Origin of the sequence: Ruegeria sp. HKCCD7296, assembly GCF_013110775.1 — a bacterium.
GTDB lineage: Bacteria > Pseudomonadota > Alphaproteobacteria > Rhodobacterales > Rhodobacteraceae > Ruegeria.
The window spans coordinates 67,700-88,589 of record NZ_WVRF01000006.1; the positions used below are offsets into that span (position 1 = coordinate 67,700).

The window sequence follows — 20,890 nt, forward strand, 5'->3', positions numbered from 1 at the left end:
CTCCTGTCTGACAATCGGGCCGCTTATAGGAAGCTGTGCGGCCCAAGGCAACCTAAGGTTCCGTGCCCTCTGGCAGTTTTTCGCAGCCGCCCTCGGGCAGGCATTGTTCACCCGGCTTGCACCATTTGCCATAACCGCAGTCGATGGCCTTGATCGGCACGCAGCCCTGATGGGCCGAACATTTGAAGCCGGGGCGGCATTGCGACCCGGTTTCTTCGCACAAGAACCACCCCGGGCGGGAACAGCCCCCGCCGGGCAGGCAGGACGAGCCACGCGCGCAGGTGCGGCCATCGTCGCAAGTTTTAGGCGGTGTTGTGTCCAGGTCGGGTTTGATCCGCTCGCATTCGCCGCGCCCGTTGCAAAAGCTGTTGCCGGGGCAATCCAGACGAGATGTGCATTTGTCTGCACCAGCGGGCGCGCATCTGGTTCCGCCCGCCACGCAGCGCTCGAACGGGCCACAGCTGCGCCCACCACCGCAATAGGTTCCGCCCAGTGGAATGCAGTGACCATCAAAGCTGCATCTTTGCCCGCCCGAACAGCAGGTGCTGCCGCATTTGAACTGACCGGCACGGCACTGCCCATGTGTGTCGTGAAACGTCGCCAAAGCCGGATCGCCGGTAAGGGCCACCACAAACCCGAGCAGGAGGAATCGCAGAATTCTGAGCATCGCGCGCTGATGGTCGGCGCGACAGAGCGACCGATCAAGCCCTATTCGCTTTCCCTCAGCGTTTAGGCAGGTAAATTATCTGTATGGAATCGGGCTTGGACTATTACTCTGCACGGGCGCTGCTGGAATGGCAGATCGAAATGGGCGCGACCGAGGCAATCGGGGATGCGCCCGTGGATCGGTATGCCTTGCCCGACACCACGCCCAAACCCAAGAAAGCAGAAGCAGCTTCTGTGGCCCCGGCAAAACCTAAACAGGTTGATCCGGTTGCTGTTGCGCAGGCTGCCGCGCAAGGGGCAGGGTCTCTGGATCAGTTGCGGATAGTGATGGAGGCTTTTGATCACTGCGAACTTAAACGCGGGGCACGACAATTGGTTTTTGCCGACGGTACCCCCGGCGCAAAGGTGATGATCATCGGCGAAGCCCCTGGCCGCGATGAAGATCGTGAAGGCAAGCCCTTTGTCGGTCGCGCCGGTCAATTGCTGGATCGGATGCTGGCAGCGATCGATCTGGACCGTCGCGAGAACGTCTACATCACCAACGTACTGCCATGGCGGCCTCCGCAGAACCGCGATCCCAAGCCCGAGGAAATCGGGATGATGAAGCCTTTCCTTGAGCGCCATGTGGCGTTGGCCAAGCCCGAAGTTCTGGTGGTGATGGGCAATATTAGCTGTCAGGCGGTGCTGGGAAAACGAGGTATCACCCGTTTGCGCGGCAATTGGGATCAGGCGATGGATCTGCCTGTGATCCCAATGTTCCACCCGGCCTTCCTGTTGCGTCAGCCGCAGATGAAACGGCAGGCTTGGGCTGATCTGCTGGACCTCAAGGCGCGGCTTGGAGGTGGCGCATGAAGGTTCTGGCTTTTTCCGATCTTCACATGGCGCGCAACCGCGCCGCAGATTTGGTGGCCGCCAGTGCGGAGGCTGATCTGGTCATTGGCGCAGGCGACTATTGCAACATGAGGCAGGGTCTGAATTCGGCGATGCAGATGCTTTCGGGGATCGCAGCGCCCTTGGTCCTGATCCCCGGAAATGCCGAAAGCGCAGAAGAACTGAGTGACGCTGCCCCAGAAGGTGTCCATGTCCTGCACGGGTCCGGTATGACACTCGACGGGCTTCGCCTGTTTGGATTGGGTTACGGCGTGCCGCCCACGCCGTTTGGCGACTGGTCCTGTGACCTGACCGAAGGCGCGGCGACCGAGATGCTCGACCGATGCGACGCGGCTGACGTCCTGATCGTGCATTCTCCGCCCAAAGGCTACGGGGATCAGACCTCGCAAGGTCTGTCGGTAGGGTCGACCGCTGTGCGCGACGCAATAGAGAGGCTTCAGCCAGGTCATGCTGTCTTTGGACACGTACACGAAAGTTGGGGCTATCGCGGAACGCTGGGCCGAACGCAATTGGCCAATCTTGGGCCAAAGCCGAATTGGTTTGAGGTGTCTGCGTGATCGAACTTCAGACTTTACTGGTTTTCATTCCAGCCGCCTTGGCACTGAACCTGACGCCCGGTGCCGATATGATGTTCTGCTTCGGCCAGGGTCTTCGGTCGGGCGCATGGCCTTCAGTCTCGGCAAGTGCCGGGGTGTCTGTAGGAACCATGATTCATGTCCTGTTTGCTGGTCTGGGACTTGGGGCTGCGGTATCGGCGCTGCCCTGGCTGTTTGAAGTGATCCGCTGGATCGGCGCGGCATATCTGCTTTATTTGGCGTGGGGGGCTGTTAGAAACGGCGCATATGTGGGTGACACGCCTGTGCGATCCACCCGCATGGCGTTTCGAGACGGAATGTTGGTCAACTTGACCAACCCCAAGGTCATTCTGTTTGTCCTGGCCTTTATCCCTCAATTCGTCGACCCGACTGCAGGCTCGGTCCTGCTGCAGTTCCTGATCTTTGGGTTGATCATCGCGTTTGGCGGGTTTTTGGTGAATGGTTTGGCGGGTGTCTTCGCCGGAAGCGCTGGCAGAGTTCTGATCGGCAACCCGCGCGCCTCAGGTATTATCGGCTGGATCACGGGTGGGATTTTTACCGCCCTCGCGGTTCGGCTTGTCATCATGGAAAGGGCCTGACGCAAGATGTCACGCATTGACGAAAGCAAAAAGTTCATCGCGGTTAAAATTGCCGTGCTGACAGTCTCGGATACCAGATCACTGGACGAAGATCGCTCGGGCCAGACTCTGGTGGACCGGATTGAAAAGGCGGGGCATGTGGTCGCTGATCGCAAGATCATTCGCGACGAACGCGATCAGATTGCCGATCAACTGCGTGCTTGGGTGGCGGACGATCAGATTGATGTCGTGATCTCGACCGGGGGCACAGGTCTGACTGGGCGCGATGTGACCGTCGAGGCCCATCGGGACGTCTATGAAAAAGAGATCGACGCTTTCGGCACCGTGTTTACACTTATCTCGATGGAGAAAATCGGCACCTCGGCGGTGCAGTCACGTGCGACGGGGGGTGTTGCCGGTGGTACATACCTGTTCGCACTGCCCGGCAGCCCGGGCGCCTGCAAGGATGCGTGGGACGGGATACTCGAAAAACAGTTCGATTATCGCCATCGCCCCTGCAATTTTGTGGAAATAATGCCCAGATTGGACGAACACCTGCGACGGAAGTAGACTGGTCGTACGTTCAAATCCGTGTAACCGCTTTGTGGCTTGGCATAATTCGTGATCCAGCTACATGTTAGGAACGGCAGCTTGGTGCAACCGGGGTAACTGATTGATGCGATTTCTGCGGCAAAGTCTTGTCGGTATTTTTCTGGCGTTTCTAACGCTGGCTTTGCTGTTTATTGCGACGCAAATCATCGTGGGCGCGGTGCAGGACGCTCTGACGCGTGACGACGCAGCGCCACCCGCGCGCGAAAGGGTTTTTGCAGTGTCGGTTATTCAGGCTGAAGCGGAAACCGTCACCCCCTATCTTGAAGCGTTTGGAGAAGTCCAAAGTCGTCGCAGATTGGAATTGCGTGCGGCGCTGGGCGGGCGCGTGGTTGCGCTGGCCGAAGACTTTGAGGATGGCGGTACCGTCTCGGTGGGTGAGGTGCTGGTTGAACTGGACCCGGCGGATGCGCAATCCGCGTTGGATCGGGCTAAATCCGATCTTTTGGATGCTCAGTTTGAAGAACGCGATGCCGAACGCTCGTTGCTACTGGCGCAAGACGAGTTGAAATCAGCCGAGGCGCAGGCGGACCTGCGTGAACGGGCGTTGCAACGCCAACGTGACTTGCAATCCCGCGGGGTTGGTGCCGCTGCCAGCGTGGAAGAAGCTGAGCTGGCAGCGACTTCAGCGCAGCAGGCAGTTCTGGCCCGCCGCATCGCGCTGGCGCAAGCGGAATCGCGTGTTGATCAGGCTACGACTTTGCAGGCTCGTGCGGTCATCACATTGGAAGCGGCGGAACGCGATCTTGAAGATATGACAATTCGGGCTGGGTTTAGCGGCACTTTGACCGATGTTACCTTGGTGGAAGGGCGTTTGGTATCTGCCAATGAAAAGCTGGCCGAACTGGTCGACCCCAACGCGCTTGAGGTGGCTTTCAGGGTATCGACGGCGCAATATGTTCGACTGTTGGGTGAAAATGATCTTCTGATCAACGCACCCGTGACAGTGTCGTTGGAAGTCACCGGCGCTGATCTGAGCGCAGCCGGTCAAATCAGTCGCGACAGCGGCTCTGCCGGAGAAGGGCAAACCGGGCGGTTGATCTATGCCCGCCTGCAAGCGGCTTCGGGCTTCAAGCCGGGCGATTTTGTTACTGTTTCGGTGCAAGAGCAGCCGGTTGAAAACGTCTATCGCCTGCCATCGTCTGCACTGGATGCGTCGGGCACGGTTCTGATCTTGGGCGCGGATGACCGGCTGGAAAGCCTGCCGGTGCAGTTGGTCCGCAGGCAAGGGGATGAAGTTTTGCTGCGGGGTGACGGGCTTGAGGGGCGCGAAGTTGTCATTGGACGCACGCCTCTGCTGGGGTCCGGCGTGCGCGTAAGACCGTTGCGCGTAGAAGCCGGGGCGGATCCAGACATGGTTGAGTTAAGCCCATCGAAGCGGGCCGCACTGGTGGCCCAGATCGAGGCCAGCGAGACAATGCCGCAGGACGAGAAATCACAGCTTCTGGGCCAATTGCAGGAAGCGCGCGTGCCGGCCTCGTTGGTGCGTCGCCTTGAAACCAAGGCCGGGGGCTAGGCGCCATGATGCGCGAGATACCCGGCGCGGCGGGCGGCATTCTCAGTTACTTCACGCGCCATCGGACCGTTGCCAATCTACTGTTGTTGGTCATGCTGGTTCTGGGCGCGGCGGCCATTCCCAACATGCGGGCGCAGTTCTTTCCCGATGTGGTCTTGGAGCGCGTGGATGTCACCGTTTCGTGGGACGGTGCCGGGCCGGAGGACATGGATGCCGGCATTGTACAGTTGCTGGAGCCTGCACTGCTGGCCGTTGAAGGGGTGACCAGTACCGAGGCTAGCTCCCATCCGGGTTGGACCCGTGTCAGGCTGGAGTTCGAGCCAAACTGGGACATGTCCCGCGCGGTCGAGGAAGTCAGAACCGCCGTAGACGGTGTGTCGGACCTGCCGGAAGGGTCAGAAGAGCCCGAAATCAAACGCGGTGCCTGGCGTGACCGCGTAACGGATCTTGTCGTCAGCGGTCCCATTGATACCAATCAATTGGCGAAGATGACGGACGAGTTGATCAATCGTCTTTTCGCTGCAGGTGTGACCCGTACGACCATCCGGGGCATTGCGGCACCACAGATCATCGTTGAAGTCACGACCGCGCAGTTGATTATCAATGACATCTCCATGGCAGATATCGCCGCGGCGATTGAGTCCGAAGTAAATACCGATCCTGCCGGAGCAGTGGAGGGCGCCGGTGCGCGTATACGGGCGGGAACAGAAAAACGCACACCCGAGCAAATCGAAGGTATTGCGCTAAGGACAAATACAGATGGATCGAAACTGAAGGTCGGCGATATCGCGACGATTCGGGTCGAAGGGGTTACACGGCAACGAAGCTATTTTGTTGGCGATGATCCAGCTATGTCGATCCAAGTTGACCGGTCAAACCAGGGCGATGCTATCGAAATCCAGCACACGGTTGAAGATGTCGCCCGCGAGATGCAGGCCAGCGTACCCGAAGGTGTGAAGATCGAGTTGATCCGTACCCGGGCCCAGGCCATCACCGACCGGCTGAACATTCTTGTCGACAATGGGCTGATGGGATTGGGCCTCGTGGTCTGCCTGCTGTTCCTGTTCCTGAATGCCCGCATTGCCTTCTGGGTTGCTGCGGGTATTCCCGTGGCCATGTCGGCTGCCATTGCGCTGATGTATCTTGGTGGGTTGTCGTTGAACATGGTCTCGCTGTTTGGCCTGATCATTACCCTCGGTATCGTGGTGGATGACGCCATTGTGGTGGGCGAACACGCCGATTTCCGCGCCCGTCGTCTGGGCGAGCCGCCTGTGGTGGCGGCTGAACGTGCGGCCAGGCGCATGGCGATGCCGGTTCTTGCAGCGACCGTCACGACAGTGATTGCGTTCTTTGGTCTGACTCTGGTGGGTGGTCGGTTCGGAGAGCTTATCCGCGATATTCCTTTCACGGTGATTGCGGTTCTTATTGCGTCGCTGGTTGAATGCTTTCTTATTCTGCCCAACCATATGGCGCACGCGATTGCGCATTCCGCCAAGGAACACTGGTACGATCTACCGAACCGTGTCGTAAACCGGGGCTTCCGCTGGGTGCGGGACCACTTGTTCCGTCCGTTGATCGCCTGGGTAATCTGGGCGCGATACGTTGTTGTGGCTTTGATGATCGCTATTCTGGCCAGTCAGGTTGCGTTGTTCATCCGTGGCGATGTGAACTGGCGATTTTTCAACGCGCCTGAACGTAGCTCAGTCAGTGGCGGGTTCATCATGCGCGAAGGCTCGACTCGGTCGGATACGCTGGAAATGATGCGCATTTTGCAGGACGCCACCGACGAGCTGGGCCAGATTTATGAAGAACGCTATGGCCAGAATCCGATTGAATTTGTTCTGGCCGAGGTCGGGGGCACCGCGGGCCGTGGATTGGCGGCGGCAGACGGCAAAGACGGCAGCGTGCTGGGCGGGATTTCGATCGAATTGATTGATGCCGACCTGCGGCCCTATTCCAGTTTTGAGTTTGTGGGCGAATTGCAGGACTTCGTTCCACGGCACCCGAATGTCGAAGTGTTGACTTTCCGGGGCTGGCGGTCCGGCCCCGGCGGCGACGCCATTGACGTACAATTCTATGGTTCTGACGTGAATGTCCTGAAGGCGGCGTCAGAAGATCTGAAGACCGCATTGTCGAAATTCCCCGAGGTTTCGGCGCTGGAAGACACTCTGGCCTATGACAAGGAAGAGTTCATTCTGGATCTTACGGCACAGGGGCAGGCCCTGGGCTTTCGGATCGAAACGCTGGGCCGCGCGTTGCGCAACCGCCTGAACGGGATCGAGGCAGCCACCTTCCCCGATGGCCCGCGCAGCACTGAAATTCGGGTTGAATTGCCCGAGGGCGAGCTGACGGCAGATTTCCTTGAACGTACTCTGATGCGTTCACCGGATGGGGTTTATGTGCCGCTGGCCGACATCGTTTCCGTCGAACGCAAAACCGGGTTTTCCATCGTCCGGCGCGAGAATGGCCTCAGGGTGGTTTCGGTCACAGGTGATATTTCCGAGGACAACCCGGCGCGTGCAGCTGAAATCGAACGTGTGATGCAGGACGAGATTCTACCCAACCTTGCTGCCGAACGTCAGGTCGAATGGCGTATGTCGGGTCTGAGCGAGCAGGAGAACGAATTCTTGGCCGAAGCGCGCACCGGGCTGATCCTGTGTCTGACCGGAATCTACCTTGTGCTGGCCTGGGTGTTTGCAAGTTGGTCGAGGCCCTTGGTGGTCATGGCGATCATCCCCTTTGGCCTCGTTGGGGCGATCTGGGGTCATTACATCTGGGATGTGCCGCTTAGCATGTTCACGGTGGTTGGATTGCTTGGAATGACCGGTATCATAATCAACGACTCGATTGTTCTGGTGACAACGATAGATGGGTATCAGCAGGACCGGGGTCTGGTGCCGTCAATTGTCGAGGGCACAGCCGACAGGTTGCGGCCCGTTATGCTGACCACGCTGACCACGGTTCTTGGACTTGCGCCGCTGCTTTATGAGGGATCGCAGCAGGCGCAGTTCCTTAAGCCGACCGTGATCACTCTGGTCTATGGGCTAGGATTTGGGATGTTGCTGGTCCTGATCCTCGTGCCTGCCCTGCTGGCCATTCTAAACGATTTTGCGCGTCCAATGACCGCCATGCGCCGCGCCGCGCGCGCGCCAGATCGGGTGGTTCGGGTGGCATTGATAAGCACAGGCGCTGTATTGGCGATTTGGTTTGGTTTGACGATGGTCTGGCCCGCTGTCACCGGCGCGCCGCTTGGAGTGTTGCAGGGTCTTTACCCCGGTGCAGAAGGAATTGCAGCTTTGCAATTGGGGCTGGGCGCATTTCTGGCCGGGGCCGTGCCGATTCTGGGACTAAGCGTATTGTTGTCCGGATTGCTCTACGGGCGGCTCAGCCGGTCAGCAGGTGTTTAACCCGCGCACAAAGCATATTCCATAAGATCGACAACCCGTGCGCTCGTCGGCAGGTCGCCCTTGCGTATCTGGTCAATCGGAAACCAACGTGCATCCAGCGCATCATCACCGGCCTTGGGCGTGCCTGAGAGATACTGGCAGGCAACACCGACCAGAAGATAATGAGACAAGACCTGACCTTGTGGATCGCTTCGCAGCAAGTCCAGATTTTTCAGGTAGTGCAACGGCTCTGCGATCACCGAGGTTTCCTCCTGCAACTCACGTTGCGCGGCTTTCAGAACGGTTTCACCCCATTCCACATGGCCGCCCGGAAAGCCCCACAAACCGGCATCTGGCTGTTTGCTGCGTTGCACCAGAAGAACCTGATCCTGATGCAGAACAACTGCCAAGGCACCGATCTTAGGAGTTCGGGTCACAAGCTCAGCCCGCGCTGCAGCCCAGAATATCGACCGCGTGATTGGCACCCAGAACGGTGATCCTAATCTCGGACCGGTCCAACGCAAACGGCGCGCCTGATGCGTTTACGATTTCGGATTGTGCCACCAACGTATCGCCTTCGCGCTGTGAGACCGGCTGCGAGGCCCAGAGAACAGGATTTCCCGGCTCGATCACAGCGACTTCGCGCCCCCCTGCAGAGGGCATCGTCACCCGAGCCTCGATCTGTATTCCGTCCTGCGTCGGAGTTAGGTTACAGGTGGCTTTGCTCACCCGGGCTTCTTGTGCTGAGTAGGGGCGTTGCGCCATAGCCGCAGCAATTGCGGGGTTGCGACCGGCATCACCGTCCAGCGTGTGGTCAAAATCCAGACGTTCGGGGATGCACACGTCCTTGCAAACGCCCAGGTCCATCTCACCTTGCAGGCGGACGGGTTTCGCAGGGTTTCGCGGTGTAATTTCAATCGGCAGGATCAGCTGGTTTTCATAGCCGATCGACTGCAAGCCATTCTGGTCAAAAATCTCGGGCGCGGGCCAGGTGATGTCCACATGTCCAACGTTGCTTGAGCGTTTCCAATCGAACTGGGGTGGGATGCCCGCATCACCGGGCGCCCGCCAATAGGTTTTCCAGCCGTCCTTCAGGGTCAGCTTCAACGCGCTCAGATAGGTGCCGTTTGCGGTTCGACCGCCATCCAGAACATCCAGTTGCACCACTCCATCCAAACTCTGCGCGGTGGCAGGAGAGGATAGGGTCAGGCAAGCAAACGCAACGGCGGCTGTGGATTTGATCGACATCTTCATACACCATACATGCGCGGGCTGGGGCCGGATTCCAAGTCACGATCCGGTCACTGCAATGAAATCTGTCGAATTACCCGTTGTTCTCTTGCAAACACAGGGGTGGCGGGGCCATTGTTGACGTAATTGAGAAAGAGATGGCGGCCCATGGATCTGACCGGAAAACTGTTGATTGCGATGCCCGGTATGGGCGATCCGCGATTCGACCATTCGGTGGTTTATATGTGCAGCTATGGCGATGACGGCGCGATGGGGCTGATCATCAACAAACCCTCGGATCTGCGAATAAAGACTTTGCTTAGCCAATTGGACATCGCGTGTCGTATTCCGGTTGTTGGCGAGCGATTGGTACATTTTGGGGGTCCCGTTGAAATGTCGCGCGGCTTTGTTCTGCACAGCGCCGACTATGAAGCTAACCTTCATTCGATGCAGATTTCGGAAGAATTCAGCATGACTGCTACACTGGATGTTCTGGAAGACCTTGCTTCGGGGGCAGGGCCACTGAATTCGATGTTGGCGCTGGGCTATTCCGGCTGGGGTCCGGGGCAGCTGGAAGATGAAATCGCCATGAATGGCTGGCTGACCACTGAAGCAACATCAAAGCTGGTTTTTGATGTGCCCGATGATGAGAAATGGGAAGCCGCTTTGGCCACTTTGGGCGTGGACCCTTTGACTTTGTCCGCCAGCGCTGGTCGCGCCTGATCAGCTATTGCGTGGCGCTGCAGCGCGGCGCAATCGGTCGTTGATGGCCGCACCAAGCCCGGCATCTGGAATCGGAGAAACCGCAATCGGTCGCCCGGACTTGTTCAGCTCATGCAGGGATGCAAAGAGGTTCGCAGCGGCCTCGGTCAGGTTGGCGTTCACCGACAGATTCAGATCACAATCCACCGGTCCAAAGCCCAGCAAGACCTCCTCGCCGTGACGCGACACGGCATTCAGGCGGACTGGCGCGTCCGGCGCGTAATGCGATTGAAGCTGACCCGGAGCAGTCAGAAGATCACCGGACTGATGCACGTGCAGATGCACCCCCAGTTCCTGTTCGATCTGTTCCAGAGCGACCCCGCCGGGACGCAGCAAGGTAGGTTCTCCGGCCAGTCCGACGATGGTGGATTCCAGCCCAACGCCGCACGGTCCGGCATCTAATACTGCAGCGATCTTGCCACCCAGGCCCGCCCATACATGATCGGCTGTTGTGGGGCTGATCAGACCTGACGGATTTGCCGAAGGCGCAGCGACCGGCCCATCAAACGCAGCCAACAAAGCTCGTGCGGTGGGATGCGCGGGTACGCGAACCGCCAACGTGTCCAACCCCGCCGTTACAAGCGCGGATATTCCGTGCCCTTCGCGTAATGGCAGAACAAGTGTTAGTGGACCGGGCCAGAAAGCTTGAGCCAATTGCTCGGCCTGATCTAACCATTGCACAAACCTTTGCGCTGCGCTGACCGAGGCGACATGGGCGATCAGCGGGTTGAAGCTGGGTCGCCCCTTGGCCTCGTAAATCGACGCGACCGCCTGGCCATTGCGCGCATCGCCGCCCAGTCCATAGACTGTCTCGGTCGGCAGGGCGACCAGAAGGCCCTGACGCAGCAAGTCCGCCGCCCGTTCGATTCCGTCGGGATTCGCCGTCAATTCCTGAGTGCCGGATGAGATCATATCTGGTGACGCCGCGTTTTGGTTGCCTGAAATATTTGGGAGAGTACGTAATCGGTTCAGACCAACACGCTTACCGGCGCTTGCGTTTGATTCCAAGCCCGCCGATGTATTCTGATCCTCTAGACGTTCGAGAGTTGTCATGCCCTACCGCGCCCCAATCTCAGATTTCCAATTTCTGCTGGACCATGTGGTCGGGTTCGACCAGGTCTCCGCCACCGAAGCATTCGCGGATGCCAGCGCCGATGTCGTCAGCGCCATCCTGTCCGAGGCGGGCAAGATGTGCGAAGAGGTTCTGGCCCCGTTGCAACGCGCCGGTGATTTGGAGCCTGCGCGGCTTGAGAATGGTGTGCTGCGCAGCTCTCCGGGGTACGCGGGCGGTTGGAAAGCGATTGCCGAAGGTGGCTGGGTCGGGATCAGCGCCGACCCTCAATATGGCGGTATGGGCCTGCCGATGACTGTCACCACTGCTGTGAACGAGATGATGAGCGCCTCGTGCCTGTCGTTGCAACTGGCACCGCTGATGGCACAGGGCCAGATTGAAGCGTTGGAGCATCACGCCAGCGACGAATTGAAGGCCCTGTATCTGCCTAAGATGATCTCTGGCGAATGGTCGGCCACCATGAACCTGACCGAGGCACAGGCCGGATCGGATGTGGGTGCGTTGACCTCGAAAGCGGAACCAAATGGTGACGGCACATATTCGGTAACCGGGCAGAAGATTTTCATTTCCTGGGGCGACAACGATTTTGCCGATAACATCTGCCATCTGGTTCTGGCCCGCCTGCCGGATGGCGTGCCGGGCACAAAGGGTATTTCGTTGTTCCTGGTGCCGAAATACATCCCTGATGCGGATGGCAAACCGGGCGTGGCCAATGATCTGAAAGTGGTTTCGGTTGAGCATAAAATGGGGCTGCACGGCTCACCCACCTGTGTGATGCAATATGACGGGGCCAAAGGCTGGCTCGTCGGCGCGGAACACGGTGGCATGGCTGCGATGTTTACCATGATGAACAATGCGCGTCTGGGTGTTGGCGGTCAGGGTGTTGGCGTTGCGGAAGGCGCTTATCAGCACGCATTGGCCTATGCGATGGACCGCAAACAGGGCAGGACGCCCTCGGGTACGATCATAGATCACGCCGACGTGCGCCGCATGATCATGGATATGCGGGCTGACATATTTGCGGCGCGCGCGATATTGCTGGCCAACGCAACCGCAATTGATATGGCGAAAGCAACTGACGACGCCGATTGGGCTGCGCGTGCGGCGTTGCTGACGCCAATCGCCAAGTCCTTCGGCGCGCGCACCGGTATTCGTGTGGCAGAAACCGGGGTGCAGGTGCATGGCGGCATGGGGTTCATTGAAGAAACCGGCGCGGCCCAGTATTCGCGCGATGTACGCGTCACGGCGATTTATGAAGGCACCGACGGCATTCAGGCCATGGACCTTGTTGCACGCAAGATGATGGACGGGGGCGAGGCCGCATCGAACCTTCTGGACGAGATCGAAGATCAGGCCGAGCGCGCCCGGGCAACAATGCCCGATTTGGCCGGTCCGGTCTGGGAAGCCAGCGAGACCCTGCGCGAAGCGACCGAGTGGCTGGTGGCGCAGAGTGATATGAATGACCGCTTTGCAGGCGCAACAGCTTATTTGCAGGCGTTTGCCCGGGTGTTGGGCGGGCATTACCACCTGACCGCAGCTCTGGCCGATCCGGATGGACCACGGGCCAAGTTGGCGCGATACTATATCTACGCCTTGTTGCCGGAACATTCGGGTCTTCTGGCGCGGGTGCAAAGCGGGGCGGATAGTCTGTTCGCGCTCAGCCTGGATGAGTTGGCCGCCTGATGGACGGGGATCGCGTTTTGGGAATCAGATATCCGTGGGACGAACCTCCCGCGACAGGCGAAGCCATCCAGATTGCCGAGGGGGTTTTGTGGATGCGTCTACCCCTGCCGATGGCTCTGGATCACGTCAATATCTACGCTCTGGATGACGGCGACAGTTGGACGGTGATCGACACCGGCTTGTCTTCGAACAAGACGCGGCGCATCTGGGAAACCCTGATGAGTGGCCCTTTGGCAGGCAAGCCAATCAGACGGGTGATCGTGACCCACCACCATCCCGATCATGTCGGCAATGCCGGATGGTTTCAGTCGGAACACGGGGCGGAGCTGGTCACAAGTCGCACTTCGTGGCTGTTTGCCCGGATGCTTACGCTGGATGTTCAGGAAACCTGGCCGCAGGAGACCTTGGATTTCTATCTCAGCGCGGGTATGGCGCCCGAGGTGCTGACCGCACGGATGAACGATCGCCCCTTCAATTTTGCCGATACGGTCTATCCCATGCCGCTGGGCTTTACGCGCATACAGCAGGGCGACGTGATCCGCATGGGCGGGCGGGACTGGGATGTGCATATGGGCAATGGCCACGCCCCGGAACACGCCACTTTCTGGAGCCGCGACGACAATCTGGTCCTCAGCGGTGATCAGATCCTCAGCTCGATCAGCCCCAATCTGGGTGTCTATGCAACCGAGCCCATGGCCGATCCGGTTTCGGCCTGGATGGAGGCGTGCGAGCGACTTCAGATACTGGCCCGGCCTGATCATCTGGTACTGGGTGGGCATAAGCTGCCCTTTACGGGGCTGCCGCTGCGCATGAAGCAGTTGATCGAGAATCACCATAGCGCGTTGGAGCGTCTGCTGGACCATCTGGACGAACCCAAAGCTGCGGCCGACTGTTTCCTTCCACTGTTCAAGCGCACGATCCGCGAGGGCGAATACGGCCTCGCACTGGTCGAGGCGGTTGCACATATGAATCATCTCTACCACATTGACGCTGTGATCCGGACGCAACGCGCGGACGGGGCTTGGCTGTATCAGCGCAAAAGGTAGAAAAGAATGCAGGACCAGATTGAAACCTCGGCCGAGGCCGCCGAAGCCGCCGCCTTGCCACGATGCCATGAGGTTCATGCCGATCCAAATGCTGAATCCGGCACTAAAACCCTGCCTGAGCCATTGAACAAGCCGGTTGAAACCAAAAGCCCCGCCCAATGGGCTTATGAGCGACTGATCATGTACATCCAGAACTTTGAAAAGACGCTGGATGGCGACCACGAGGTCGCAATGGGCTTTACCGGTGGGGATGCCGGCGTGATGCGGATCGAAGGCATGGGATATTTCGACCCCGATATGATCACGTTCTATGGTTCGGACGGGGCAGGGGCCCGCACGCAATTGGTGCAACATGTCAGCCAGTTGAACGTGATGCTGCGCGCATTGCCCAAATCGGTTGAAGACAAACCCGCCAACCGTATCGGGTTCCGTTTGGCGGCCGATCTGGAAGACAGCTGACTTGCAATTCACGCTTGCGCGCCTTTGAATGAATGCATCATTTCGGAGGCCACAGCGTGAGCAGATTTTTTCAAGCCGTTTCACATGCCTATGCCGGGGCATGGGCCCGGCGTACAGTCTTTGTCCCGATCTATATTGCGGTGCGCCTGCTGCTGATGGCGTTGATTGCGCCGGGTGTCGCAGTGGCGGTCAACCTGGCTGTGTCTTTGTCGGATCAGACGGCGCTGACGGATCAGGACATTGCAATGTTCCTGCTGTCTCCGGCCGGGTTCATCGCGGGTATCGCAGTGCTCAGCCTGTTTTTGCTGGCTGAGGTCTTTGTGTTCTCGGTTATGGCCGGGTCCTTGCGCATGGGCGAAAGCGACCCTTGGCGCGCTGGAAGCGCGGCGCTCGCATTGAACCTGTCCCGCTTTCCGGCGCTGTTTGGGTTTGCGGTGCGTTTTATTCTACGCGTCTTGCTGCTTGCCCTGCCATTTGTGGCCGTTGCAGGGCTGATCGCTTGGTGGACGTTGACGGAATATGACATCAACTACTACCTGACCTTCCATCCGCCCGCCTTTCAGGTGGCGGTGGTCCTCATCGGATTGGTGGTTCTGGCGTTGGCTTGGGTTTTGATCCGGCGTCTGTCCGGTTGGGCGCTGGCGCTGCATCTGGTGCTGTTTGAAGGTGCGTCGCCTCAAGTGGCTTTCTCGCAAAGCGAGCAGAGGATGGAAGGTCAGCGTGGGCGATTGAAGGTCGAACTTGCCCTGTGGCTGGCGACGCGGCTTGTTATTGCGGCTTTGATCGCAGGGGTGGCCAGTCTTTTGTTTGCGCTGGTACCGATACAGGAAGGCGGCAGCCTAAAGCTTGCCTTGATCTTTAGCCTAATCATCGCAGGGCTTTGGTCTTTGGCGGGGTTGGTTCTGGCGGCGACTGCGTTGGGCGCACTTGCCGTTTTGCTGGATGGGTTTTTTGATTCAGACGCCAAGGAAGTTGCTCACCCTGAACCCAGGAAAATCCGCGCGCCCGTGTTTGTAACTGTCGCAGCGGCTCTGGCCGCATTGGGTATTGGCCTTTGGTTCGGGCAGGGCCTGCTGGAACGTGTGCAGGCGCCGGATCATGCCGAGGTGATAGGCCACCGGGGCGCTGCGGCCATACGGCCTGAAAACACCATGGCCGCAGTTCTGAAAGCCATTGAGGATGGCGCGGATTGGGTCGAGATCGACGTGCAGGAAACGGCCGATGATGAAGTCATCGTGGCCCATGACAGCGATTTCATGAAGCTGGCGGGCGTCAACCTGAAGGTCTGGGACGCCACCATGGAGGACGTAGCCGACATCGATATTGGCAGCTGGTTTGGACCGGAATATGCCTCGGAACGCACACCGACCCTGCGCGAGGTGCTGGAAGCGGCCAAGGGCAAATCCAAGGTTCTGATTGAACTGAAATATTATGGTCACGATGTCGATCTGGAAAATCGGGTGATCAACCTGGTGGAAGAGCTGGGGATGCAGGACGACATTGCCACAATGTCGCTGAAATACCCAGCCGTGCAAAAGATGAAGAAGCTGCGCCCCGACTGGCGGTCTGGCGTGTTGGCGGCCACTGCCGTTGGGGACCTGTCGGGCCTGGAAGGTGAATTCGTCGCGGTCAATGCAGGGATGGTGACACCGGGGCTGATCCGAAAGGTGCAGGACGCAGACAAGGATATCTATGTCTGGACGGTGAATGATCCGTTGCAGATGTCCAAAATGGCCTCGATGGGTGTAGACGGGTTGATCACCGACCGCCCGGCCATGTCTAACGAAGTTCTGCGCGTGCGTGCTGAAATGGGGCCAGGTGAGCGATTGTTGCTGTGGCTGGCAACAACGTTTGGATTGCAGGTCGATACCGAGGCAATGCGTGATGAAAGCCCTTAATTTAGCATTATTCGTATCATTGCTGCCGCTGCCTGCCTTGTCTCAGGATCTGATGCGCAGTTTTGAGCTGCCGTCGCACCGTGCCCTTGTGGACCAAAGTCTAAGCGCCGAGTTGACCGCGTTCGAAACCGACGGCTGTTCGGGCGGACTGTCGGCCAGTTGGCGCTGGGTCGCCGAGCAGTTCCCCCAAGTCGGTGAGCTGTATGAAGAGCACCCGCCATGGGAATATTGTTGCGTGACCCATGACCAAGCCTATCACAACGCGGGCGGCGCGGTGACGGCAGAGGAAAGCTATGACGCGCGTCTTGCAGCGGATGATGCCCTGCATGCTTGTGTGGTGGAACACGGAAATCGTTACGCTGAACATTATGGCGAGCGTTACGAGATGACACCCAAGCAAATCCGTGACGTGCACGCGATCACTGCGGATGCGATGTATGGTGCCGTTCGATTCGGCGGTGGGCCATGCAGCGGCTTGCCGTGGCGGTGGGGGTTTGGGTATCCGGGGTGCTCGATCCTCAGGTAAGTATACCCTGCGCGCGAATGACGTGGTGACAGGCGTCTGGTTTTCTATTATCCAACAGATCAAACACGCGAACTGGGATTCTGAGACTCATGGCTGAACATAAGCACGGCGAAATGGACATCACCGTCCAAACCAAAACTTTCAACGGTTTCATCAAAGCCACCACATGGTGCGTGGTTGCGATTGCCTTTTTGTGCCTGTTCCTGGCGGTCTTCGCCTCCTAAACAAATCGGGGGCAACTTTGCTCAGGATTTTGATCGCCTGCCTTTTGGTGGCAACCGTTGCGGGCTGTGCGGGCTCTAATCGTCCGCAAGCCGACCAGGCGGAGATTGTCTCGAGGTCTTATAGCGATCCCGGGCCGTCCACGCTGACGCTGTACACAATGATCAATACGCGCACCGGTTCTGGCGCGCACACCTCTTTGATGATTGGCGCAAGCGAACGTGTGATCTTTGATCCGGCGGGGTCGTTTCGAGCTGATGTCGTCCCTTTGAGGAACGATGTTCTTTACGGAATAACACCGGCTGTTGAACGCGCGTATCGAAGTTCACATGCTCGCGAGAGCCATTATGCACGCATCCAGACGCTGATTGTCACGCCGCAGCAGGCAGAGATAGCGTATCAACTTGCCAAGCAGAGCGGTCCGGTTTCCAGCGCGTTTTGCGCGAATTCAACGGCCCGTCTGTTGCAGCAAGTTCCCGGATTTGAACAGATCGATGTCACTTTCAGCCCGGTAAAACTTTCCGATCAATTTGGGCAGATTCCAGGTGTCGTAACGCAGGAATATCGCGAAAATGACGATGCCGATCTGCAAAAAGGGTTGGCTGCAAACAACGCGCTTCTCAATCAGTTGGACGCAGGTTCAAGTCAGTAGATAGAGCAGTCCGTAAAGCGTGGCGGCCCCTGAAAAGATAGCCGCCAGGACGTTCTTGCTGATCAGACCCACAAGCAACGCAACCGCCGCCGCCGACATTCGGGGGATATCCGGTTGCCCGCCGGTCGCAGAAGGCCACACCACCAATGGTGTGATCAGTGCGGGTATAATCGCAACAGCCGTATAACGCAGATGCCGCAGCAGCCAGGGCGGCATAGGGCGATCGCCCACAAGCCCGATAAAGGTAAAGCGCAGTGCGTAACTGCCCACTGCCAGGCCCACAATAATGATCCACATGGTGGTCGGGTCGATCTGGGTCATGACGGCGACCTCCGTTCCAGCATCAGTTCGGCTTGTGCACCGGCCATCATCCCGGCCATCCCGGCAATCAACAGACCCAGATTGTACGGCACACCCACCGTCAGAAGCGCGACGACTATGGCGACCAGGGCCGCAATTACATGTGCCAGGGTGCGCATCATCGGACCGACCATGGCCAGAAAAGTAATCGGCAGAGCAAAATCCAACGCCCAGCTTTCCGGGATTTGTGCCCCTAGGACAGCGCCGATGATGGTCGCCAAGATCCAAAGCGGCGTGATCGGTGTAACCGAGCCGAAAAAATATGCCATGCGCTGTGGGATCGTCAGGTCAGGTTCTTTCTCGAACCGCACAATCGAACAGGCATAAGACTGATCGACGATCAGGTAGGCGGCACAGGCGCGCTGCCAAAGTGGGGCCGCACCCAGATAGGGCGTGAGCGACGCGGAATACATCGCCACCCTCAGGTTCACGGCCAGTGCCGAGATCAACACGATTATTGTTGGAGTTTGATCCTGTAAAAGTTGCAGCGCCGTGAACTGGGCGGCTCCGGCAAAAACGGTGGCCGAAAAGGCGATGGTTTGAACAATATCCAACCCGGCTTCGGTCGCGAAAACGCCGAACAACAGGCCAAAAGGGACAGCGACAAAGACAAAAGGCGTCCCGTCCCGAAAACCTTTCCAGAAGTATGACTTGGATGTGGCAGCGGCCATGGCTAAATCCTATGGTGACGCCAGCAGCAGTAACTGTCTTGGGAAGGGGTTGCAATTGGCCACGAAATTCGACCTGTCGGACTATCTTATCGCCCCTGATCCGGGCGCTGCTCGCCTGACCCGAGCGGTCGAGGGCACAGACCAGAACGGCGAGGCCAGCCAGATCTCGGTGGTCGAAGAACGCCCGTTGACGATTTTCCTCAATTCCCAGGAAATCGTGACGGCGATGACAATCGGCGACTATCCCGAATATCTGGCGCTGGGCTTTCTGCGCAACCAGGGGATGCTGTTGGCGGATGATGAGATTACCCGCGTGGACTACGACGACGATCTTGAGACCGTTGTTGTGCGAACAGCGCGTGAGACATCGTATGAGGACAAGCTGAAGAAAAAGACACGCACCAGTGGGTGCGCCGTTGGAACGGTGTTCGGCGACATGATGGAGGGGCTTGAGGACGTGCAATTGCCGCAGGTTCAGGTGCGGACCTCATGGCTCTACGATCTGGCATCCAAGATCAATCGCACGCCGTCGCTGTATCTTGAGGCGGGCGCAATTCACGGCACGGTCCTGTGCCGCGAAAACCGCCCGCTGGTCTATATGGAGGACGTGGGCCGCCACAACGCCGTTGACAAGATCGCAGGTTGGATGTTGTCCGAAGGCGAAGGTGCGGCGGACAAGATCCTTTACACCACCGGTCGCCTGACATCCGAGATGGTGATCAAAACGGCTATGATGGGTATCCCTGTATTAGCGTCTCGTTCGGGTTTCACCGCTTGGGGCGTCGAGATCGCGCGCGAGGTTGGCCTGACCCTAATCGGCCGGATGCGCGGACAGCGCTTTGTCTGCCTGTCGGGCGAGGACCGCCTGCTGCGCGACGTGGACCCGTCAACCGTAGCGGTCGAGGAAAAAAAACATCGTCGGAAGAGTGCCAATGAGTGATAAGATAAAAAAACCTCTGGGCATCATCCTCGCAGGAGGACAGGCGACCCGGATGGGCGGCGGTGACAAGGGCCTGTTGCAGATCGATGGGCAAAGCTTGATCTCTCATGTGATCGAACGCCTGTCCCCACAGGTCAGTGGGCTGGCTCTGAATGCCAATGGCGACCCCGAGCGGTTTTCCGACCTGAACCTGACTGTGCTTCCTGACACAATCGAAGGGTTCGCGGGGCCTTTGGCCGGGGTGCTGGCCGGGCTCGATTGGGCGGCAGAACAAGGCGCGGGCAGCATTGTGACCGCTGCTGCTGACACGCCGTTCTTCCCACGCGATTTAGTGGTGCGATTGCAAGATGCGGCAGAGGGGCAGGTGCACCCTCTGGTTTTGGCGACGACTCCGCGCAACGGCGACGAGGCGCTGAAATCTGGCGGCGGCAAACGGGTCAACCGGCATCCGACCTTTGGCCTCTGGCCAGTCGCGCTGCGCGATGATCTGCGAGAGGCGCTGACGGATGGGCTGCGCAAGGTGGTGCTGTGGACCGATAAACATGATGGGCGAGAGGCTTTGTTCGATGCCGACCCGTTTGACCCGTTCTTCAACGTCAATACGCCCGAAGATCTGGATCGCGCCCGAACATTGTTGGAGCAGGCATGAGGGTCTTTGGCGTCACTGGCTGGAAGAATGCTGGCAAAACCGGACTGATGGAACGGCTGGTGGCCGAGATCACAGGCCGGGGCTTTACGGTGTCGACTGTCAAACATGCGCATCACAGTGTCGATGTGGATCAACCCGGCACCGACAGTCATCGCCACCGCATGGCTGGGGCCAGCGAAGTGCTGCTTGCCTCAGGTCAGCGAATTGCCGTGATGCAAGAGCTGCGCGGCACGCCAGAGCCACCTTTGGCCGATCTTTTGGCCCGGCTTTCACCGGTTGATCTGGTGCTTATTGAAGGTTTCAAGCGCGAAGATCACCCAAAGGTCGAAGCTTTCCGCGCTGTGGCGGGCCATGCGCTTATGGCCCCCGAGAACGCGACCATTAGGGCAGTGGCCAGTGACATTCCGCTGGACTTGGATCGCCCGGTTCTTGATCTGAATGACACGGCAGCGATCGCGGACTTCATTCTGAAAGAGGTCGGTTTGTGAGCTTGTTCCAG

At 58.6% G+C, this 20,890-nt stretch carries 23 protein-coding genes; 18 read left to right on the top strand and 5 right to left on the bottom strand.

What is annotated here, in order from left to right:
• The first annotated feature begins 169 nt into the window (after positions 1 to 169).
• The 7 genes from GS632_RS10320 to GS632_RS10350 all read left to right on the top strand — a co-directional run bounded on the left by GS632_RS10320 (position 170) and on the right by GS632_RS10350 (position 8,242).
• Positions 170 to 733 (top strand): hypothetical protein, encoded by a 564-nt coding sequence (locus GS632_RS10320; protein ID WP_171721799.1) that lies wholly within the window; start codon positions 170 to 172, stop codon positions 731 to 733.
• A gap of 17 nt (positions 734 to 750) precedes the next feature.
• On the top strand, positions 751 to 1,518 hold the full coding sequence (locus GS632_RS10325) for a uracil-DNA glycosylase family protein (RefSeq protein ID WP_171179054.1): 768 nt from the start codon (positions 751 to 753) through the stop codon (positions 1,516 to 1,518).
• Positions 1,515 to 2,114 carry a metallophosphoesterase gene (locus GS632_RS10330; protein WP_171721798.1) on the top strand — a complete coding sequence of 200 codons (600 nt, stop codon included), beginning with the start codon at positions 1,515 to 1,517 and terminating at the stop codon, positions 2,112 to 2,114. Before GS632_RS10325 ends, GS632_RS10330 begins: the two co-directional genes overlap by 4 nt.
• Positions 2,111 to 2,731 (top strand): LysE family translocator, encoded by a 621-nt coding sequence (locus GS632_RS10335; RefSeq protein WP_171179056.1) that lies wholly within the window; start codon positions 2,111 to 2,113, stop codon positions 2,729 to 2,731. The genes GS632_RS10330 and GS632_RS10335 overlap by 4 nt, the downstream gene beginning before the upstream one ends.
• 6 nt (positions 2,732 to 2,737) lie before the next feature.
• Complete coding sequence (moaB, locus tag GS632_RS10340) at positions 2,738 to 3,280, top strand: molybdenum cofactor biosynthesis protein B (protein ID WP_171721797.1); 543 nt, start codon at positions 2,738 to 2,740, stop codon at positions 3,278 to 3,280.
• A gap of 106 nt (positions 3,281 to 3,386) precedes the next feature.
• A complete protein-coding gene (locus GS632_RS10345; protein WP_171721796.1) occupies positions 3,387 to 4,835 on the top strand; it encodes an efflux RND transporter periplasmic adaptor subunit in 1,449 nt (482 codons plus the stop codon).
• Positions 4,836 to 4,840: 5 nt separating this feature from the next.
• Complete coding sequence (locus GS632_RS10350) at positions 4,841 to 8,242, top strand: efflux RND transporter permease subunit (RefSeq protein WP_171721795.1); 3,402 nt, start codon at positions 4,841 to 4,843, stop codon at positions 8,240 to 8,242.
• On the opposite strand, the gene GS632_RS10355 is transcribed toward GS632_RS10350, so the two are convergent.
• Together GS632_RS10355 and GS632_RS10360 are read right to left on the bottom strand one after the other, a co-directional pair.
• Entirely contained in the window at positions 8,239 to 8,658 is a 420-nt protein-coding gene (locus GS632_RS10355) for an NUDIX hydrolase (RefSeq protein ID WP_171179059.1), read from the bottom strand. The genes GS632_RS10350 and GS632_RS10355 overlap by 4 nt on opposite strands.
• A gap of 4 nt (positions 8,659 to 8,662) precedes the next feature.
• Positions 8,663 to 9,475 carry a protein-disulfide reductase DsbD domain-containing protein gene (locus tag GS632_RS10360; protein WP_171179060.1) on the bottom strand — a complete coding sequence of 271 codons (813 nt, stop codon included), beginning with the start codon at positions 9,473 to 9,475 and terminating at the stop codon, positions 8,663 to 8,665.
• 144 nt (positions 9,476 to 9,619) lie between these two features.
• On the opposite strand from GS632_RS10360, the gene GS632_RS10365 reads away from it, so the two are divergent.
• A complete protein-coding gene (locus GS632_RS10365) occupies positions 9,620 to 10,174 on the top strand; it encodes a YqgE/AlgH family protein (RefSeq protein WP_171721794.1) in 555 nt (184 codons plus the stop codon).
• On the opposite strand, the gene GS632_RS10370 is transcribed toward GS632_RS10365, so the two are convergent.
• Entirely contained in the window at positions 10,175 to 11,125 is a 951-nt protein-coding gene (locus GS632_RS10370) for an L-threonylcarbamoyladenylate synthase (protein ID WP_171721831.1), read from the bottom strand.
• 139 nt (positions 11,126 to 11,264) lie between these two features.
• On the opposite strand from GS632_RS10370, the gene GS632_RS10375 reads away from it, so the two are divergent.
• From GS632_RS10375 to GS632_RS10405, 7 genes are all read left to right on the top strand, one after another.
• Positions 11,265 to 12,968 carry an acyl-CoA dehydrogenase gene (locus GS632_RS10375; protein WP_171721793.1) on the top strand — a complete coding sequence of 568 codons (1,704 nt, stop codon included), beginning with the start codon at positions 11,265 to 11,267 and terminating at the stop codon, positions 12,966 to 12,968.
• A complete protein-coding gene (locus GS632_RS10380) occupies positions 12,968 to 14,014 on the top strand; it encodes an MBL fold metallo-hydrolase (RefSeq protein WP_171721792.1) in 1,047 nt (348 codons plus the stop codon). The genes GS632_RS10375 and GS632_RS10380 overlap by 1 nt, the downstream gene beginning before the upstream one ends.
• Before the next feature lie 6 nt (positions 14,015 to 14,020).
• On the top strand, positions 14,021 to 14,473 hold the full coding sequence (locus tag GS632_RS10385) for a DUF6173 family protein (protein WP_171179064.1): 453 nt from the start codon (positions 14,021 to 14,023) through the stop codon (positions 14,471 to 14,473).
• A 56-nt stretch (positions 14,474 to 14,529) separates the two neighbouring features.
• Positions 14,530 to 16,371: a glycerophosphodiester phosphodiesterase family protein gene (locus GS632_RS10390; RefSeq protein ID WP_371810007.1), complete on the top strand. Its 1,842-nt coding sequence runs from the start codon at positions 14,530 to 14,532 to the stop codon at positions 16,369 to 16,371.
• Positions 16,358 to 16,897, top strand: a complete 540-nt coding sequence (locus GS632_RS10395) for a hypothetical protein (RefSeq protein ID WP_171721790.1) — start codon at positions 16,358 to 16,360, stop codon at positions 16,895 to 16,897. Before GS632_RS10390 ends, GS632_RS10395 begins: the two co-directional genes overlap by 14 nt.
• An 89-nt stretch (positions 16,898 to 16,986) precedes the next feature.
• Positions 16,987 to 17,121: an aa3-type cytochrome c oxidase subunit IV gene (locus GS632_RS10400; RefSeq protein ID WP_050604020.1), complete on the top strand. Its 135-nt coding sequence runs from the start codon at positions 16,987 to 16,989 to the stop codon at positions 17,119 to 17,121.
• A gap of 17 nt (positions 17,122 to 17,138) precedes the next feature.
• A complete protein-coding gene (locus tag GS632_RS10405; protein WP_171179067.1) occupies positions 17,139 to 17,771 on the top strand; it encodes a hypothetical protein in 633 nt (210 codons plus the stop codon).
• Here the strand turns inward: GS632_RS10405 and GS632_RS10410 are convergent.
• The gene (locus GS632_RS10410) at positions 17,760 to 18,092 is read right to left on the bottom strand and encodes an AzlD domain-containing protein (protein ID WP_171179068.1); all 333 of its coding nucleotides are present in this window, start codon (positions 18,090 to 18,092) and stop codon (positions 17,760 to 17,762) included. The genes GS632_RS10405 and GS632_RS10410 overlap by 12 nt on opposite strands.
• Positions 18,089 to 18,802, bottom strand: coding sequence for an AzlC family ABC transporter permease (locus tag GS632_RS10415; protein ID WP_171179069.1), 714 nt, complete (start codon positions 18,800 to 18,802; stop codon positions 18,089 to 18,091). The genes GS632_RS10410 and GS632_RS10415 overlap by 4 nt, the downstream gene beginning before the upstream one ends.
• On the opposite strand from GS632_RS10415, the gene GS632_RS10420 reads away from it, so the two are divergent.
• The 3 genes from GS632_RS10420 to mobB are packed head-to-tail and all read left to right on the top strand — an operon-like array spanning position 18,801 to position 20,879.
• The gene (locus GS632_RS10420) at positions 18,801 to 19,742 is read left to right on the top strand and encodes a formate dehydrogenase accessory sulfurtransferase FdhD (protein WP_245223238.1); all 942 of its coding nucleotides are present in this window, start codon (positions 18,801 to 18,803) and stop codon (positions 19,740 to 19,742) included. The genes GS632_RS10415 and GS632_RS10420 overlap by 2 nt on opposite strands.
• On the top strand, positions 19,735 to 20,391 hold the full coding sequence (mobA, locus tag GS632_RS10425) for a molybdenum cofactor guanylyltransferase MobA (RefSeq protein WP_171721789.1): 657 nt from the start codon (positions 19,735 to 19,737) through the stop codon (positions 20,389 to 20,391). Before GS632_RS10420 ends, mobA begins: the two co-directional genes overlap by 8 nt.
• Positions 20,388 to 20,879 (top strand): molybdopterin-guanine dinucleotide biosynthesis protein B, encoded by a 492-nt coding sequence (gene mobB, locus GS632_RS10430; RefSeq protein WP_171179071.1) that lies wholly within the window; start codon positions 20,388 to 20,390, stop codon positions 20,877 to 20,879. Before mobA ends, mobB begins: the two co-directional genes overlap by 4 nt.
• Positions 20,880 to 20,890 lie beyond the last annotated feature (11 nt).